Source organism: Desulforamulus ruminis DSM 2154 (genome assembly GCF_000215085.1).
GTDB lineage: Bacteria > Bacillota > Desulfotomaculia > Desulfotomaculales > Desulfotomaculaceae > Desulfotomaculum > Desulfotomaculum ruminis.
The window spans coordinates 2,770,881-2,785,791 of sequence record NC_015589.1; the positions used below are offsets into that span (position 1 = coordinate 2,770,881).

Sequence of the window (14,911 nt, forward strand, 5' to 3'; positions counted from 1 at the left end):
GTTTTTCCAACCTCCTATCCCAAAGCCGCATCCATCATAGCGAGCAGTTGTTCCTTTTCAAAACCCTTCTGCTGGGTGGCGCCGCTGGGGCAGGCTGCCACACAGGCGCCACAGCCCTGACACAGCACCTCACGAACCAGGGCCACTCCCCTGCGTTCATCCAATACCCGGGCACCATAGACACAGGCTTCGACACAAATTCCGCAGCCCTTGCAGAGTTCCAAATCCACCTCCGCCGTGATGCCCAGGGATTCCAACCGGCCTTTGGAAAGCAAAGTCCCCGCCCGGACTGAGGCCGCATTGGCCTGGGAAATGGTTTCGCTGATGTTTTTGGGACCATGTGCCAGTCCGCACAGGTACAATCCGTCCGCCGCAAAGTCAACCGGCCGCAGCTTCATGTGCGCCTCCAGGAAGAAGCCGTCGGCATTCAGCGGCACTTTAAACAACTGGCTTAACCGCTCGGTGTCCGGGCGGGGCTTGATACCGTTGCCCAGGGCCAGAATATCCGCATCGATTTCAATGGGCTGCTGCAGCACATGATCCGTTATCGTCACCTTAACCCGGTTGCCGTTGGCGGTCACCTTGGGCTTGTCGTCCACACTGTAGCGAATGAAGATGACTCCCTTCCGGCGGGCTTCGGTGTAGTATTCTTCTTTAAAGCCATAGGTTCGAATATCCCGGTAGAGCACCAGCACATTGGCCTTGGGGTTTAACTCCTTTATTTTTAAGGCATTTTTAATGGCATGGGTGCAGCAAACTCGGCTGCAGTAGGGATGTTCGGGCTCCCGGGAACCCACACAGTTGATCATCACTACCGTACCGGCATCTCCTAAACCTTGATCCGCCAACTTCTGCTCCAACTGGGTTTGGGTCATTACCGCAGGACTGCTGCCGTAAAGGTAATCCGCCGGCTCAATTTCATCGGCGCCGGTGGCGATAATCACCGCGCCGTGATTTACCTCCTCCTTGGAACCGTCCTCCTTAATCAGGGTGGTGATATAATTACCCAGATAACCGGCCACCTCTTCAACTTGAGCGTTTATACATATATCAATTAGCGTATGATTTCCCACATCGTTCTTGAGCTTCGCCACAAAGGCGGGAATATCTTCGCCCCGTAGGCTATAGCGCAATTCCATGGCTCTGCCGCCCAGTTCACCGCTCTTTTCCACCAGGGTAACAGGGAATCCCTGCTCGGCCAGGGACAGGGCGTTGGTCATACCGGCCACACCGCCGCCCACCACCAGGGCCCGCTGGTTTACATCAATAAAAGAAGTTTGTACCGGTTTCAGCAGCCTCACTTTGGCCACCGCCATTTTAACCAGATCTTTGGCCTTCTCGGTGGCTTCTTCGGGAACGTCCCGGTGTACCCAGGAAGACTGCTCGCGAATGTTGGCGTGCTCATACAAATAAGGGTTCAGCCCCGCCTCCTTCATGCTGCTCTGGAACAGCGGCGCGTGGGTCCGGGGCGTGCAGGAAGCCACCACCACCCGGTTTAAGTCGTGCTCTTTAATCCGTTCCTTGATTTTATCAATATTATCCTGGGAACAACTAAACAGGAATTCTTCCGTATGAACCACACCCGGCAGGGTTTTGGCAAAGGCGGCCACTTCCGGCACTTTGACTACACTGCCGATGTTGATGCCGCAGTTGCAGACAAACACCCCCACCCTGGGCAATTGGTTGCTGACATCCTTCTCCGGCGGGAACTCCTGAACCGCCGCCAGAGTGCCCCGGGCCGGCGCTAACAGACGGGAAGCCATGGCGGCGGCGGCACTGGCGTCCACGGCCGTTTCCGGAATATCTTTGGGTTCACCAAAAGCCCCGCTGACAAAGATACCTGGACGGGAGCTGCAGCCGGGGCTGAATTCATCGCTGCGGCAGAAACCGTAGGAATCCAGTTCAATGCCGGCGGCCTCGCCCAGTTCCTGGGCTCCTTCCGGGGCGGACAGTCCGATGGAGAGGACCACCATATCATAGGTTTCCGTATAAATCTGGCCATTCTCATCGGCATAACGAATAAATACATCGCCGCTGTCATCGGGAACCGGATCAATGCCGTAAATGCGGGAGCGGACAAATCTTACGCCATGCTCCTCCTTGGCCCGGTTCTGGTAGCGTTCAAAATCTTTGCCCGGCGTACGCATATCCATATAAAACAGTGTTGCTTCCAGGGGGTCATGGCTGTGCTCCTTGGCGATAATGGCCTGCTTAATGGCATACATGCAGCAAACCGACGAGCAGTATCCCTTGCCAATCCTTTCGTTACGGGAACCAACACACTGAATCCAGGCAATTTTAGCCGGTTCCTTGTGATCCGACGGGCGCACCATATGCCCGGAAAAGGGACCGCTGGCGGACAAAATCCGTTCAAATTGAATGCTGGTCACCACATTGGGCAGCCGGCCGTAACCATACAGTTTTAAGTCCGTTGGATCATAGGGTTTGAAGCCGGGGTTCATCACCAGAGCCCCCACTTCCAGCTCCAGTTCCCGGTCTTGCATACTGTGGTCAATGGCTTTGGGCAGGCAGGCATCCACACACTGCATGCACTCGGAACAAACGGCGCAGTTTAAGCAGCGTTCCGCCTCGGCTTGAGCCTGCTCCGGAGTATAGCCCAGACAAACCTCTTCGCTGCCGGCAGACCTTCTTTGCGCCGGAGCGTGCCCCTGTTTCACCCGGGGCTGCGGGGCATAGGATTCCGCCTTCCGCGGTATGGGAGAAATTCTTTCTTCGGGCAGCTTAAATTGCCGGCCGGCCCGGAGATCTTCACCCTGAATATAGCGGTGAATACTTTCCGCCGCCCGTTTACCGGCTCCCACGGCATCAATCAGCAGAGCCGGACCGGTGAAAACATCCCCGCCGGTAAAAATACCGGGTACATTGGTAGCCAGCGTATCGGGATCCGCCACAATGCGGCTGCCCCATTCATTGGCCAGGGGTTTGTCTCCGGCAAAGGATAAATCCGCAGCCTGGCCAATGGCCGAGATCACGGTATCCACGCCGGTCCACTTGGTAATCTCATCACCGTAAACAGGCACCCAGCGGCCCTTTTGATCCTTTTCCATCCGCAAAACTTGAATGGATTCAACCACATCGATCTTCCCGTTCTTGCCTTTTATCTCTTTAATCAGGGTTTTAAAATGGAATTGAATGCCCTCTTCAATGGCTTCCTCCACTTCTTCCGCTGCCGCAGGCATTTCACCCCGGGTCCGGCGGTACAGGACATGCACTTCCGCCCCCATGCGGCGGGCGCTGCGGGCGGCGTCCATGGCCACGTTGCCGCCGCCCACCACCAGAACCTTGCGTCCAACTTTCACTTCTTGGCCCAAACCAATTTCACGCAGCATATCCACCGCGGAGATAACGCCTTTCAGATCTTCCCCGGGGGTTCTCATGCTGGTTCCCTTCTGGCAGCCGACTCCCAGAAAAATGGCTTTATATCCTTCTTTAAACAATCCGTCCAGGGTAATATCCTTCCCTAGGGCGGTGTTGACTTTAATCTCCACGCCCAGCCGCCGAATCAAATCAATCTCCAAATCCACCCATTTTTTCGGCAGACGGTATTCCGGAATGCCCACCCGCATCATGCCGCCGGTAACCGGCAGGGCCTCAAATATGGTGACCCGGTATCCCTTCAAAGCCAGGAAATGGGCTGCAGACAAACCCGCCGGGCCGGAACCGATCACCGCGACCTTTTCTTCCCGGTCCGCTTCCTTTTGCGGCAGGGGCAGTTGATCGAGATCTTGCTGATAAGCCATGTCCGCGGCTAATCTTTTTAAAGTGGCAATTTGTATGGGTTCATCCACCTGACCCCGGTTGCAGGCCGTCTGGCAGGGGTGAGCGCAAATGCGGCCGCAGATGGCCGGGAAAGGCATTTCTTCATAGATCATTTTCCAGGCATCAATAAATTTTCCCGATTTAATTAACTGCACATAGCCCTGCACGTTAATTCCCGCAGGGCAGGCGTTTTTACAAGGGGCGACCCCGCGCTTGTCAATGGCAAAGGCATTGGGCGTGGCCTGGGCATACAGCTTATAAGTAGCTTTGCGTGTATCAATCTCGCCGTTAAACTCATTGGGCAGTTCCACCGGGCAAACCCGGGCGCAATCCCCGCAGCCGGTACATTTGGCAATATCTACATAACGGGCCTTTTGTTCAACCTTTACTTTAAAATGGCCCGGTTCCCCGCTGACTCCCTTTACTTTGGCCCCGGTAATAATCTCAATGTTATTATGGCGACCGGTATCCACCAGTTTGGGGGACATGATACACATGGCGCAGTCATTGGTCGGAAAGGTTTTATCCAACCGGGCCATGGTGCCCCCAATGGCAGGCTTTTCATCCAATAGATAAACTTTAAAACCGGATTCAGCCAGGTCCAGAGCGGATTGCATTCCTGAAATGCCGCCTCCCACCACCATCACTGCACCGGTCATGTTATTATCGGTTTGGACGTTGCTCATCTACGTTAACCTCCATCCCTTTACGAAGTTACCCGGCCAGTACGGAATTGATGAGTTTGCTGCTGTCCACCAGATGCTTGCTGCACCAATCACGCACCTCCGTCATTCCAAAGGCCAGCCCCATTAATTCAGTAAAGTAAAATACCGGGATATCTTCGCCCGGGGGACGGCGCATCTCTAAATTAGTCTGGCAGAGGGGGCAGGAATTCACCACCGCGTTGGCGCCCGCTTCCCGGGCCTTGGCCAGGATCTTGCCTGACAGGCTGGTGACCATGGCCGATTTGGCCACCGAATGTCCTGCCCCGCAGCAATCCACTTTATAGGACCACTGAACCGGCGTGGCTCCTAAGGCTTTCATCAATTTATCCATCTGCATAGGATTTTCCACGCTGTCGATGCCGGTTATTTCACCGGGCCGAACCGACAAACAGCCGTAATAACAGGCAACTTTCAGATCTTTTAAAGGTTTCTGAACTTTTTTGCTAATGGCCGGCAGACCAATTTTTTCCACCAAAGCAGCCAACAAATCATGGGTCCGGGGTTGGGCATCATATTTAAAGTTCAGGAGTTTTTCCATTTCCTCCCGGACGGACAGATCGTTGATCATGCTGTGTTCAGCACTCTTCAGGCGGTTAAAACAGGCGGAGCAGGGCACTGCGCATTCAAGCCCCATTTGTTGAATTTGTTTGACCGTCAGGGCCGGTAAGCCCACTGCCAGTCGGTGGTTGGTGGCGTGAGCCGAGGTGGCGCCACAGCAAGTCCAGTCCGGTATTTCCACCAGTTCCACCTCTAACGCACTGCAGACAGCCCGGACGGAGCGATCATATTCCTTGGCGGTAGCCTCCAGGGAACAGCCCGGATAATAGGCCAATTTCATCAATATCCCTACCTTCCACAATACCGTAATCACCCATTCCTATTTCTGGGCCCATTCAAAAATGCGCTGAACATCGGATTTGCTCGGAACACTGTGGGGAAACAGGGCTAACTTTCCTTTAAAAAACAATTTCACGCCTACACCCACATCGTCCAAAAGATGTCCGCTTTTTAGCTTGTACTTCATCAGCATGGTTCCTTCGTGAACTCGGCCCAATGACTGAGCAGAGTTTAGGAAACATTGATGAAACAGTTGAATGTCTTTTTCTGCCGGGACAACCTTTTCTTCAATGGCCATTTCCCGTAAAGCATCCATGACGGACGCAATGCGGATTCCGTTTGGACAACGGGCGCCGCAGGTTTCACAGCCCACGCAGACCCAAATGGCTTTACTTTTCAGCAGCTCATCCTTTAAGCCAAATTGAATCATCCGCAGCACCTGGTTGGTATCAACCTCTCCGTATTCAGCAATGGGGCATCCGGAGGCGCATTTCTGGCACTGGAAACAGGCCTCAATTTCCTGTCCGCTGCGTTCTTTAATTTGCTTTGTGAAATTTAGGTCTAGCGCCTGGGAAACTCCATCGGTTATAATATACATAGGTCCACCCCCTTTATTTCATTTCGAATTTACTTTAGTTTAGTTTATCACACGCTATATTTTGAACAAACTCTCAGGGATATTGACTAGACCCTTAATAAAGCTAAATTATGGGTTTTAGTCTATATTTTATTGCATTTCGCTATCATTCTTATTTTTTCTCGCCATTACTTTTATCCGATTAATTCAGAATAATTTTGAAATTCTACAGTCCTTGATTTATAAGGATTTATCCATGGTCCCAGTTTTTATGCTAGCCTATCCTAAATTAAGGTTTATTTCGCCCTCACCATAAATTGAATAATTTTCGCTTTTGCATTTTCGCTGGCGAAAATCAAAAGTTGCAAAAGGATAAATATGAACACAAAAAAGGCTAGACCTTGTGGTCTAACCTCCGTCTATCTCAAATCATAAAACATCCTGATTTAAATTTTAAAAAGGGATCTCATCCCACCGGCTATCCCCTTAAAATAAAACCCGCCAGGGGAAGTACAAAACCAAGCCCTGTTACTACCAGCCAGAATCGAAAATCAAAGCAGGGTTTATTATTGGTTGCCGTGGATTGTAAGTAGTGTTCATAGTCACGTCCTATCATAAGAACACCTCCCTGTATTCTGTATACACAGTATATCCCTTTCCTTTCTCTGGGTAAAGTTCATTTATTCACAAGCTTTTGCCTTAAATTGCCTTGATCCTTAAAGATGATGAGACTCCTTTATCTTACGCCTATTTGCTCACTGATTGAATGGCTTTGCAGACTCCTATAAGGATGAAGAAAACGGTCCACAGGATTGTGGACCGCTCCTTATCAGGGAAGTTTACAACATGCTGCGCTCCGCCCTTTGTATCGCCAGCTTCACAAAGTTACCGCACTCTCTCGAGGTCAGGTTCCCATAGTCACTGCCTTGGATACGATCAGCCACGCCCATCTCCTGGGCCAACTCATATTTCAGGGCATCACTCATATATTTACTCATGTTTTACCCCCCCTCACTATTAAATTGACCCTCCTGGGCACACTCTATACAGGCAAAATGTTTTTCTAGACTTTTTTACTTTAAGGGTCAATAATTGAAGTATTGGAGCAAACAAAACAAAAACGACAGCAGGAGATCAATCATGTCAAAAACATTAATAAAGGAAATGTTAACCCAAGTTACCCGTGCCATCGCCCATTATAAAATGATTGAACCCGGAGACCGGGTGGTGGTGGGACTTTCCGGGGGTAAGGACAGCAGTGCCCTACTGTTTTGTCTAAACCGCTACCGCCAAAAATATTTAAAAAAAATTCCCTTTGAACTTCATGGCGTTCATTTAGATATGGGTCTGGGCGCGGACATTGCACCTTTAAAAGAGTACTGCCGCCGTTTGGAAATCCCCTTGACTATTAAGCCAACGGATATTGCCACCATTATTTTTGATATCCGCCAGGAGACCAACCCCTGTTCCCTTTGTGCCACCTTGCGCCGGGGAGCCCTTTATAATACCGTCAATGACCTGGGTTTTAATAAAGTGGCCTTGGCTCATCATCTGGACGATACCATTGAAACTTTTTTTATGAGCTTGCTGTACAACGGAAATCTGAAAACCTTTTCTCCTAAAACCTACCTGGACCGCTCGGATCTCACCCTGATTCGTCCCTTTGTTTACGTTACCGAGGGCCAGATCCTGGAATTAGTGGCCCAGGAAAATATCCCGGTGGTTCATAATCCTTGCCCGGCGAACAAAAAAACCAAGCGGGAGGAAACCAAGCAATTAATTGAGGCGCTGTCTCAACAGTATCCCGACATCCGTGAAAAGTTTTTAACTTCACTGCACAACTTCAATCCGAAAAATCTCTGGCCGGAAAAAGAAAACAAGAAAGGCCGCTGGGGTTAGGCCCGGGATACAAGCTGAATCCCGGGTTTAAGGAAGGCAGCCGGCAAAATTTGCCGGCTGCCTTCCTGTTATACTGCTATTTTTACATCTTCCCAACAGCATCGAATTCCAATGTCCCGGTAGCGAATCAAGGTCTTTTGTTCCGTCGTGTCAGCACATTGAATTTGCACTGAAATATTCTACAATCGCACCACTAAACAAGCAGGTTTTTTATATATTTTTTGCCCCAGTACCGCTTTGATATCCGCTACGGTTAACTCCTTCAGTGAGCGTTGAACAATCGTAGGAGCATCGTATTCATCCAGCCAGATATTCCATAGTTCGATTTCAGCGGCTGTTTTCAAATGCTCTGCAATATACTCCAGGAGTTGTTCCGCCCGCTTTTCTGTGAAATTCCACTGCAGAGAAGAATGAAAGCGCTTATCCGAATACTGTCCGACATTTGTGGAATCACCTGTAATCTCTATATCGCCCAGGCAGTCCTCATCCGGCGCATAAAGAACAATCTTCTCTTTGCGGTCGATGGCCATATCTGCGGAATACCAATTGGGCAGGGAAGGCCTCTTGCTTCCGCCTCCTCGATGGATAACAGCTCGATATTCTTGTTTTCCACTGCCTTCAGTGGGCTGTCGCTGGCTAAGAATTGATAGAGACTCACGCTTTTCCCCCTTGTTCCATGTTATTCTAAAGCTACCTTGGAAGCATACCCCATCCTTTTCTACGTCGATGCCATTCGTTCCAAAAAGCTTGGTAGCCATTTTTATCTAAATCATGGCCGGTTCTTTTGGGCAAGGATTTTTGATAAAAGGCTTCCACCCCATCGGCAAACCGGCAAATTTCTTTGCGGTAAAGAGATAAGTTCAGGAGAGTTTCCCTCCCGCTCGGTGTGATGAGGCGTATTTGATCCCCCTCATGCCGCACCGTCCAATCAATACCGTTCTCACATCCGCTGATGGTCACCTCGTCCAGCGTCTCTTTTGCGCACAAGCTATGACCGCAGCAGGGAAGCATCTGTTCGCAATAGGTCGGCTGATGGTCCTCTGTCAAGGTTTTCAGCATCCGCAAAGCGGCTGCACTGACGGCGCAAGGGTAGGAAAACACTTCCGCGCCGATGGTCACAGAGGTTATCCCGTGCAGGCATAAATCCTGCGGATCATCCCCGCCATTGATCCAGTGAAAGGCTTCCGTGCCAATAGAAAAGAGGAATTCCTCGCCCGGGACATCATCATGCTCTGGCCCGATGTACGCAAATAAAGTTTCATCCGGCGTGTAAACCGTAAGCCCCCGGTCGTCGTAAAGATGAAAGATACAGGCGGAATCCACATCCACGACAAACACCTTGGATGCAAGAGCATATTGACCGCCAATATCCGAAAGAATGATTTCACGGAATAGGCGCTCCGTATCAATCCCCTTTGCGGCATACATCCTGCGGGTGCAGGTATGGCATTCGTTGTTTACATCTTGTCCGGTGGGGAAGCCGCCCTCCACCGGACGGTGCTTCCATTGAAAAATATCGGTTTCAGCTTTGCTGGATGCCATCAGGCAGCTTTCAAAAAAGTCAATTTCATTCGTGTTTTTTTCATTGTATGCATCCTCATAGACTACAAGCAGGTGCTTCCCAAAAGGCAGTCTTCCATACAGTTCAGCAGCAATTTGCAAGCATTGCTCCACATAGCCGGAGCTCACGCCCGCTCCAAAACTTTCCGGTCTATAAGGACTACCCGGAGCCAGTCGCTGATGCAGTGCATAGGGGGACGTCAACTGAAACAGGATGCCGTCATAGTTATTGTGCTGCTCCAATACCGCCTGTAACTGTTTTTTTAGCTTCATCGGTTGATCTCTCTCCCATCAAAACCCATCATGGAATCGTCATCCTAATTCAGATTGGTTGCCATCCTCGTAAATCCTCATATCACATAAATATACCGTCTCAGCATACTTCCGCTGTTACTTTACGAATCGTAAAATAAGGAAGCGAAGATCATTAAATTCCTTCTATTCCCGAAGGAAACTTATAGACACCCTCCCGGCCTTCCTTGCTCTCTTTGTGGGTACTTGCTGATTTCAATGTGCTTTATTCACTTTAATCCTTTGCCTTCAAACACTTTTTTTCCTAACACCGGGTCTATACCGTTACATTAAGTTTTGTATAGTAAAGCCTCTTGCCAACGTTTAAAATGGCAAGAGGCTTTATGTTAACATCACAGTTACTCTCTGTGGAGCGGCTACACATAATGAAATTAAGCGGATTCGGATTTAAACCAACGGGTAGCGGCCTTTGCTTCGGGCGATTCGGTATCCTGCGTAAAGTTTCTCAGGTCTCCCGCACCAATAATGTCCACTCCGCTGGGAACAAACAGGAAAATCTCCCCGCTTACTTTTTTGGCGGAACCATTTAAGGCAAAGGATACGCCGCTGGCATAATCCAAAATACGCTGAGCTTCTTCGGGCTGAACCTGAGAAAGATTGACAATCACCGGCTGGCCGCCTTTCAGATGCTCTGCCACCACCTGGACATCCGTAAAGGTTTTGGGCTGGGTGGATACGATTTTGGTTTGGCGGCTCGGAGGTACGGCTGCCAGCTCTGGACGGGCACTTAGTTTGCTCCGGATACCCGATTCTTTGATATTCGACAGCTCCGGCCCCTTTTCAGGAATCTCTTCTTCCACTTCTTCAAAACCTATAAAACTAAGGAACTTGTCCACAATTTTACTCGACAAAAGACCCTCTCCTTTCAGCCAGATCGCCAAATGATTGATCTGGTATACATAAAACGAGCTATACTGGTATCATACGGAAAAAATTACTAATTTTCTATAGGACGAAAGCCCTATTTACAAGTGATGAAATTCCTGATTCCCTGGGCAAACTAGATTTGAATCGGTAAAAAGGAGGTATTTGATGTGGCAGATTACCACGTAACTCTTTTTGTATCCCCCTGGAAGCAATCTGAATGTGATCAGGCCAGGAAATATCTTAAGGAAAAAAACCTTCATTTTGAAGAAAAAAACATCCAGGATAGCGGCGCCAAAGGAGAACTGCTGCAGAAAACGGGCCGTGATGAATGCCCGGCCATTGATGTAAACGGTCATCTGGTGATAGGTTACCTGCCCCATAAATGGGATCACCTTCTTAGCCAGGAACCTCTGGAACTCACTTAAAAATAAAAAAGAATAGAACACGGATTTTACGGATTTCCACGGATTCTCACGGATTGAATTAATATTTAAATAAGATCCGCGCAAATCCGTATTATTCGTTCAATCCGTGTTCTACTTCTTATTAGCCGATTGTTTTGTGTTATTTCCTTATTCCTTGGCGCGTTTTTTTATGTCGTTTCCTACTCTCTTTTAAATTGGGAAACCCCACCGAAATCTCTCATAATTATTTTTAAATGATAAAGAGGATTTTGTCCTTTTGAATCGAATTTTTGATATTTGGAAAAAAATATCTGGCATAATCCTACCTGAATCAGTATACAACAAGGCGGTGCTGCCGGAACACAAGGAGGCAGTCGAACCACATGCAAAACCTTACCATTCTTCGTCATCCTCTGGTAGATGAACAAGTTGGCAAACTGCGTGATAAAGAAAGTGATATTGTAGCCTTTCGTTCGAGCATTACCCGTTTAGGATACCTGTTGGCTGTAGAAGCCTTGAAAGATGCGCCGGTTTTTGAATCCAAAGTCACCACCCCCATGGAAGTTGAATCTCCGGCCATCATCCTAAAGGATGAAAAAATCTTACTGGTTCCCATCCTTAGAGCCGGTTTGGGCCTGGTTGAAAGCTTCTTAACCTTCCTGCCCAAGGCCAAGGTGGCCCATATTGGTATGTCTCGGGATCATGAAACTTTAGAGGCCAAACTCTACGTTAACAGCCTTCCCCGGAATGTTGCGGATTTTGAACAAATTATTGTGTTGGATCCCATGCTGGCCACCGGCAACAGTTGTGTTAAAACCCTGGAAGTCCTTTCAGGAGCCGGTATTGAGCATCATAAAATAAAAGTGGTCTGCGCCTTCTCCGTAAAAGAAGGAATCAATCAAATTGCTGCAAGATTTCCGGATGTAAAAATTGTTACCGCCACTTTGGATCCAGTTCTTAACAATATTGGCTATATTTCCCCGGGTTGTGGGGATGCCGGAGATCGGTTATACTTACTGTAGCAAAAATTGGATAAAACCTACCGTTTTTTGGCACCTTTAAGTTAGTACAGAGATACTAATAAGGTAGCGGTTAAGAGGGATACACCCGTATCCTGACTGAAAAGCGCGCTCCTTACAGAACTCTGTAAGGAGCTTTTTATATGATAAAATAACCAAGGAGGAACCGGGAAATGGCTAGACGAGAAATTCAAGTGGATGAAAAACTCCCTCTGTTGCAAACCCTGCCCCTAAGCTTTCAGCACTTATTTGCCATGTTTGGATCAACCGTATTGGTACCGATTATTTTCGAAGTGAATCCTGCCACTATTCTTTTATTTAACGGAATTGGCACTCTATTGTATTTATTCCTATGTAAAGGCCGCATTCCCGCCTATCTGGGTTCCAGCTTCGCCTTCCTGGCGCCGGTTCTGCTGGTGCTCGGCAAATACGATTACAGTGCTGCCCTGGGTGGATTTATCGCGGTGGGCTTCATCTTTACAGCGGTGGCTTTAATTGTCCAGGCGGTAGGCACCAAGTGGATTGATGTGGTCTTCCCGCCGGCTGCCATGGGCGCCATTGTGGCGGTCATCGGCTTGGAATTGGCCCCGGTAGCGGCTCAAATGGCCGGTTTGGCTGCGGCAGACGCCACTATCAAATACGTTCCTGATCCCAAGGTCATTACGGTTTCCATGTTCACCTTGGGCGTTACCGTCTTGGGTTCCGTGGTCTTCCGCGGTTTTCTGGCCATCATCCCCATTCTTATCGGCATTATTTCCGGTTACGTGTTGTCCATCTTTATGGGTTTGGTCAGTCTGGCTCCCATTGCGGAAGCCAAATGGATTGCCATGCCGACCCTCTACACCCCTTCCTTTAATTTAAATGCCATTATGATTATTATCCCGGCTGCCCTGGTGGTAATTGCGGAACACGTTGGTCACCTTTTTGTCACCAGCAACATTGTTGGCCGGGATTTAGCCAAAGATCCCGGTTTGCACCGCTCCCTTCTGGGGAACGGCTTGTCCACACTGTTTTCCGGCTTTTTCGGTTCCACCCCCAACACCACCTACGGTGAAAACATCGGTGTACTGGCCATCACCAAGGTTTACAGTGTCTGGGTGATCGGCGGCGCGGCTGTTCTGGCCATCATCCTGTCCTTCGTAGGGAAGCTGGCCGCAGCTATCCAGAGCATCCCCACCCCGGTCATGGGCGGCGTATCCCTGCTGTTGTTCGGTATTATTGCCGCTTCCGGTATTCGCATGCTGGTTGAGGCAAAGGTAGACTACAGTAAAGCCTCCAACCTCATCCTTACTTCCGTAGTATTAATCATTGGCGTAAGCGGGGCGCAAATCCAGCTCGGCGCCGTCAGCCTCAAGGGTATGGGCCTGGCCACCGTGGTTGCCATTCTCCTGAGCATTTTGTTCCGGGTTCTGGAGAACCTGAAACTCAACAACGAAACCGACGGCAATCCTTAAACATCCAGACAAAAGCTCCCCGAAATGAACTGAACCCGAAATGTTGGACAGATAATTAAGCAACTCTGGAGGACTGGATCCTGTATTGAACAGGACTCAGTCCTTTCAGTTTGCACTTAATCCTTTGATTATTATAGTAATCTATGTAATCTTCGAGCTCCTTTCGGAAATGTTCTACTGAATCGAAGTCTTGAAGATAGAGTAATTCTGATTTTAAAAGACCAAAAAAGTTCTCCATTACTGAATTATCTAAGCAGTTACCCTTGCGTGACATGCTCTGGATAATTCCTTTTTTGTTAAGCCTATTTTGATAGTTTCTCATCTGGTACTGCCAGCCCTGATCTGAATGGAAGATAAGGTTTGTGTTGTCAGGAATCTTTGAGAATGCCTTATCCAGCATATCTATTATCTGATGGAAGGTCGGCCTGTCTGATATGTTGTAGCTGATGATTTCTCCGTTAAATAAATCAAGGATCGGAGAGAGGTACAGCTTTGTTCCAAATAGGGAGAACTCAGTAATGTCAGTAACCCATTTCTGATTCGGTTTATCTGCCTTGAAATCACGTTGCAGAATATTGGGGGCTACTTTACCCAACTTTTTTTTATAGGCGCGATACTTGCGTATTCGCACCTGGCACTTGATGTTGCATTGCCCCATCAGCTTTAAGACCGTCTTATGGTTAATACGGTACCCTCTATTATGCAGTTCAAGGGTGATTCTCCGGTAGCCGTATCTGCCTTTATGAGCGTGGTATATTTCTTGGATTACAGCTTTGATTTCTTCGTATTTATCAGGCCTGTCCATAGCTTTTAGATAGTAGTAGAAGGTACTCCGGGGCAGGCTGGCAAACTTGAGTAATGCCATCAGGTTAAATTCCTGCCTTAGTTCGTTGATGGCAGCCGCTTTTTCCCACTTTCGCGGGCGATTCTTTCCTGAACTAAGGCATTTAATTTTTTTAGGTAAGCATTCTCCATGCGTAACTGAGCATTTTCAGCTTCCAGCTCTTGCTCTCTAGTCAGATTCCGCTTAAGTTTCTCAGATTTCTTTGGCATTTTAGGGGGCCTGCCTTTCTTGGTGGCTTGCAGACCTGCCGAACCCATTTCTAAATATCGCTTTTCCCATTGATACAGAGTACCTTCGTTAGGAATTTCTAATTCGGCAGCTGCTTGTCTATAGGATAAGTGATGCTGCCAGCGATATTCAATAGCGGAGATCTTAAATTCTTGTGAGTAATGCTGTTTTTTTAATAACAGTTGTTCAATACCACCATGTTCATAAATTGAAACCCATCGCTGTAAGTTCTTTTTGGGAATACCATGTGCTCTTGCTACAACAGTTATGGATTGTCCTGATTCGACTTCCATTACAAGCCTAAGCTGAAACTCATCGCTGTATTTTGTCATTAGAAAAGTGCACCTCCAAGTGTTAGTTTTTTTCTCCAACATTTGGGGTGCACTTCAAAAAAGGGAGCTTTTT

General features: G+C 48.6%; 13 protein-coding genes. 4 read left to right on the forward strand and 9 right to left on the reverse strand.

Features of this window, described 5'->3' with window-relative positions; genetic code table 11:
• Positions 1 to 14: 14 nt before the first annotated feature.
• The 5 genes from DESRU_RS13660 to DESRU_RS13675 form a co-directional block, all read right to left on the reverse strand.
• Positions 15 to 4,466 carry an FAD-dependent oxidoreductase gene (locus DESRU_RS13660; protein WP_013842680.1) on the reverse strand — a complete coding sequence of 1,484 codons (4,452 nt, stop codon included), beginning with the start codon at positions 4,464 to 4,466 and terminating at the stop codon, positions 15 to 17.
• 28 nt (positions 4,467 to 4,494) lie between these two features.
• Positions 4,495 to 5,343 (reverse strand): CoB--CoM heterodisulfide reductase iron-sulfur subunit B family protein, encoded by an 849-nt coding sequence (locus DESRU_RS13665; RefSeq protein WP_013842681.1) that lies wholly within the window; start codon positions 5,341 to 5,343, stop codon positions 4,495 to 4,497.
• 39 nt (positions 5,344 to 5,382) lie between these two features.
• Positions 5,383 to 5,940 (reverse strand): 4Fe-4S dicluster domain-containing protein, encoded by a 558-nt coding sequence (locus DESRU_RS13670; protein ID WP_013842682.1) that lies wholly within the window; start codon positions 5,938 to 5,940, stop codon positions 5,383 to 5,385.
• 457 nt (positions 5,941 to 6,397) lie between these two features.
• Positions 6,398 to 6,535, reverse strand: a complete 138-nt coding sequence (locus DESRU_RS20910) for a hypothetical protein (protein ID WP_013842683.1) — start codon at positions 6,533 to 6,535, stop codon at positions 6,398 to 6,400.
• Positions 6,536 to 6,758: 223 nt separating this feature from the next.
• Positions 6,759 to 6,917, reverse strand: a complete 159-nt coding sequence (locus DESRU_RS13675; RefSeq protein WP_013842684.1) for a small, acid-soluble spore protein, alpha/beta type — start codon at positions 6,915 to 6,917, stop codon at positions 6,759 to 6,761.
• A 142-nt stretch (positions 6,918 to 7,059) separates the two neighbouring features.
• Between DESRU_RS13675 and DESRU_RS13680 the strand changes: the two genes are divergently transcribed.
• Positions 7,060 to 7,818, forward strand: coding sequence for a tRNA lysidine(34) synthetase (locus tag DESRU_RS13680; protein ID WP_013842685.1), 759 nt, complete (start codon positions 7,060 to 7,062; stop codon positions 7,816 to 7,818).
• 179 nt (positions 7,819 to 7,997) lie between these two features.
• Here DESRU_RS13680 and DESRU_RS20915 read toward each other — a convergent pair whose 3' ends face one another.
• From DESRU_RS20915 to DESRU_RS13695, 3 genes are all read right to left on the reverse strand, one after another.
• A complete protein-coding gene (locus DESRU_RS20915) occupies positions 7,998 to 8,348 on the reverse strand; it encodes a hypothetical protein (protein ID WP_049786757.1) in 351 nt (116 codons plus the stop codon).
• Positions 8,349 to 8,508: 160 nt separating this feature from the next.
• Positions 8,509 to 9,651, reverse strand: coding sequence for a DUF3885 domain-containing protein (locus tag DESRU_RS21345; protein WP_013842686.1), 1,143 nt, complete (start codon positions 9,649 to 9,651; stop codon positions 8,509 to 8,511).
• Between the two features lie 410 nt (positions 9,652 to 10,061).
• The gene (locus DESRU_RS13695) at positions 10,062 to 10,541 is read right to left on the reverse strand and encodes a cell division protein SepF (RefSeq protein ID WP_013842687.1); all 480 of its coding nucleotides are present in this window, start codon (positions 10,539 to 10,541) and stop codon (positions 10,062 to 10,064) included.
• Between the two features lie 183 nt (positions 10,542 to 10,724).
• Between DESRU_RS13695 and DESRU_RS13700 the strand changes: the two genes are divergently transcribed.
• The 3 genes from DESRU_RS13700 (at position 10,725) to uraA (ending at position 13,434) form a co-directional block, all read left to right on the forward strand.
• Complete coding sequence (locus DESRU_RS13700) at positions 10,725 to 10,982, forward strand: glutaredoxin family protein (RefSeq protein ID WP_013842688.1); 258 nt, start codon at positions 10,725 to 10,727, stop codon at positions 10,980 to 10,982.
• 362 nt (positions 10,983 to 11,344) lie between these two features.
• The gene (gene upp / locus DESRU_RS13705) at positions 11,345 to 11,983 is read left to right on the forward strand and encodes a uracil phosphoribosyltransferase (protein ID WP_013842689.1); all 639 of its coding nucleotides are present in this window, start codon (positions 11,345 to 11,347) and stop codon (positions 11,981 to 11,983) included.
• Positions 11,984 to 12,153: 170 nt separating this feature from the next.
• Entirely contained in the window at positions 12,154 to 13,434 is a 1,281-nt protein-coding gene (uraA, locus tag DESRU_RS13710; protein WP_013842690.1) for a uracil permease, read from the forward strand.
• 55 nt (positions 13,435 to 13,489) lie between these two features.
• Here uraA and DESRU_RS20330 read toward each other — a convergent pair.
• Positions 13,490 to 14,838 (reverse strand): IS3 family transposase gene (locus DESRU_RS20330; RefSeq protein WP_143758727.1). Its coding sequence is split into 2 segments (ribosomal slippage): positions 13,490 to 14,385 and positions 14,385 to 14,838, totalling 1,350 coding nucleotides; the frame shifts between segments, so codons are not numbered across the junction.
• Positions 14,839 to 14,911 lie beyond the last annotated feature (73 nt).

Excerpts from the sequence above, each read along its gene's own strand:
- DESRU_RS20910 (WP_013842683.1), bottom strand. The coding sequence starts at position 6,535 with ATGATAGGACGTGACTATGAACACTACTTACAATCCACGGCAACCAAT.
- DESRU_RS21345 (WP_013842686.1), bottom strand. The coding sequence starts at position 9,651 with ATGAAGCTAAAAAAACAGTTACAGGCGGTATTGGAGCAGCACAATAAC.
- DESRU_RS13665 (WP_013842681.1), bottom strand. The coding sequence starts at position 5,343 with ATGAAATTGGCCTATTATCCGGGCTGTTCCCTGGAGGCTACCGCCAAG.
- DESRU_RS13675 (WP_013842684.1), bottom strand. The coding sequence starts at position 6,917 with ATGAGTAAATATATGAGTGATGCCCTGAAATATGAGTTGGCCCAGGAG.
- DESRU_RS13680 (WP_013842685.1), top strand. The coding sequence starts at position 7,060 with ATGTCAAAAACATTAATAAAGGAAATGTTAACCCAAGTTACCCGTGCC.
- upp (WP_013842689.1), top strand. The coding sequence starts at position 11,345 with ATGCAAAACCTTACCATTCTTCGTCATCCTCTGGTAGATGAACAAGTT.
- uraA (WP_013842690.1), top strand. The coding sequence starts at position 12,154 with ATGGCTAGACGAGAAATTCAAGTGGATGAAAAACTCCCTCTGTTGCAA.
- DESRU_RS13660 (WP_013842680.1), bottom strand. The coding sequence starts at position 4,466 with ATGAGCAACGTCCAAACCGATAATAACATGACCGGTGCAGTGATGGTG.
- DESRU_RS20915 (WP_049786757.1), bottom strand. The coding sequence starts at position 8,348 with ATGGCCATCGACCGCAAAGAGAAGATTGTTCTTTATGCGCCGGATGAG.
- DESRU_RS13670 (WP_013842682.1), bottom strand. The coding sequence starts at position 5,940 with ATGTATATTATAACCGATGGAGTTTCCCAGGCGCTAGACCTAAATTTC.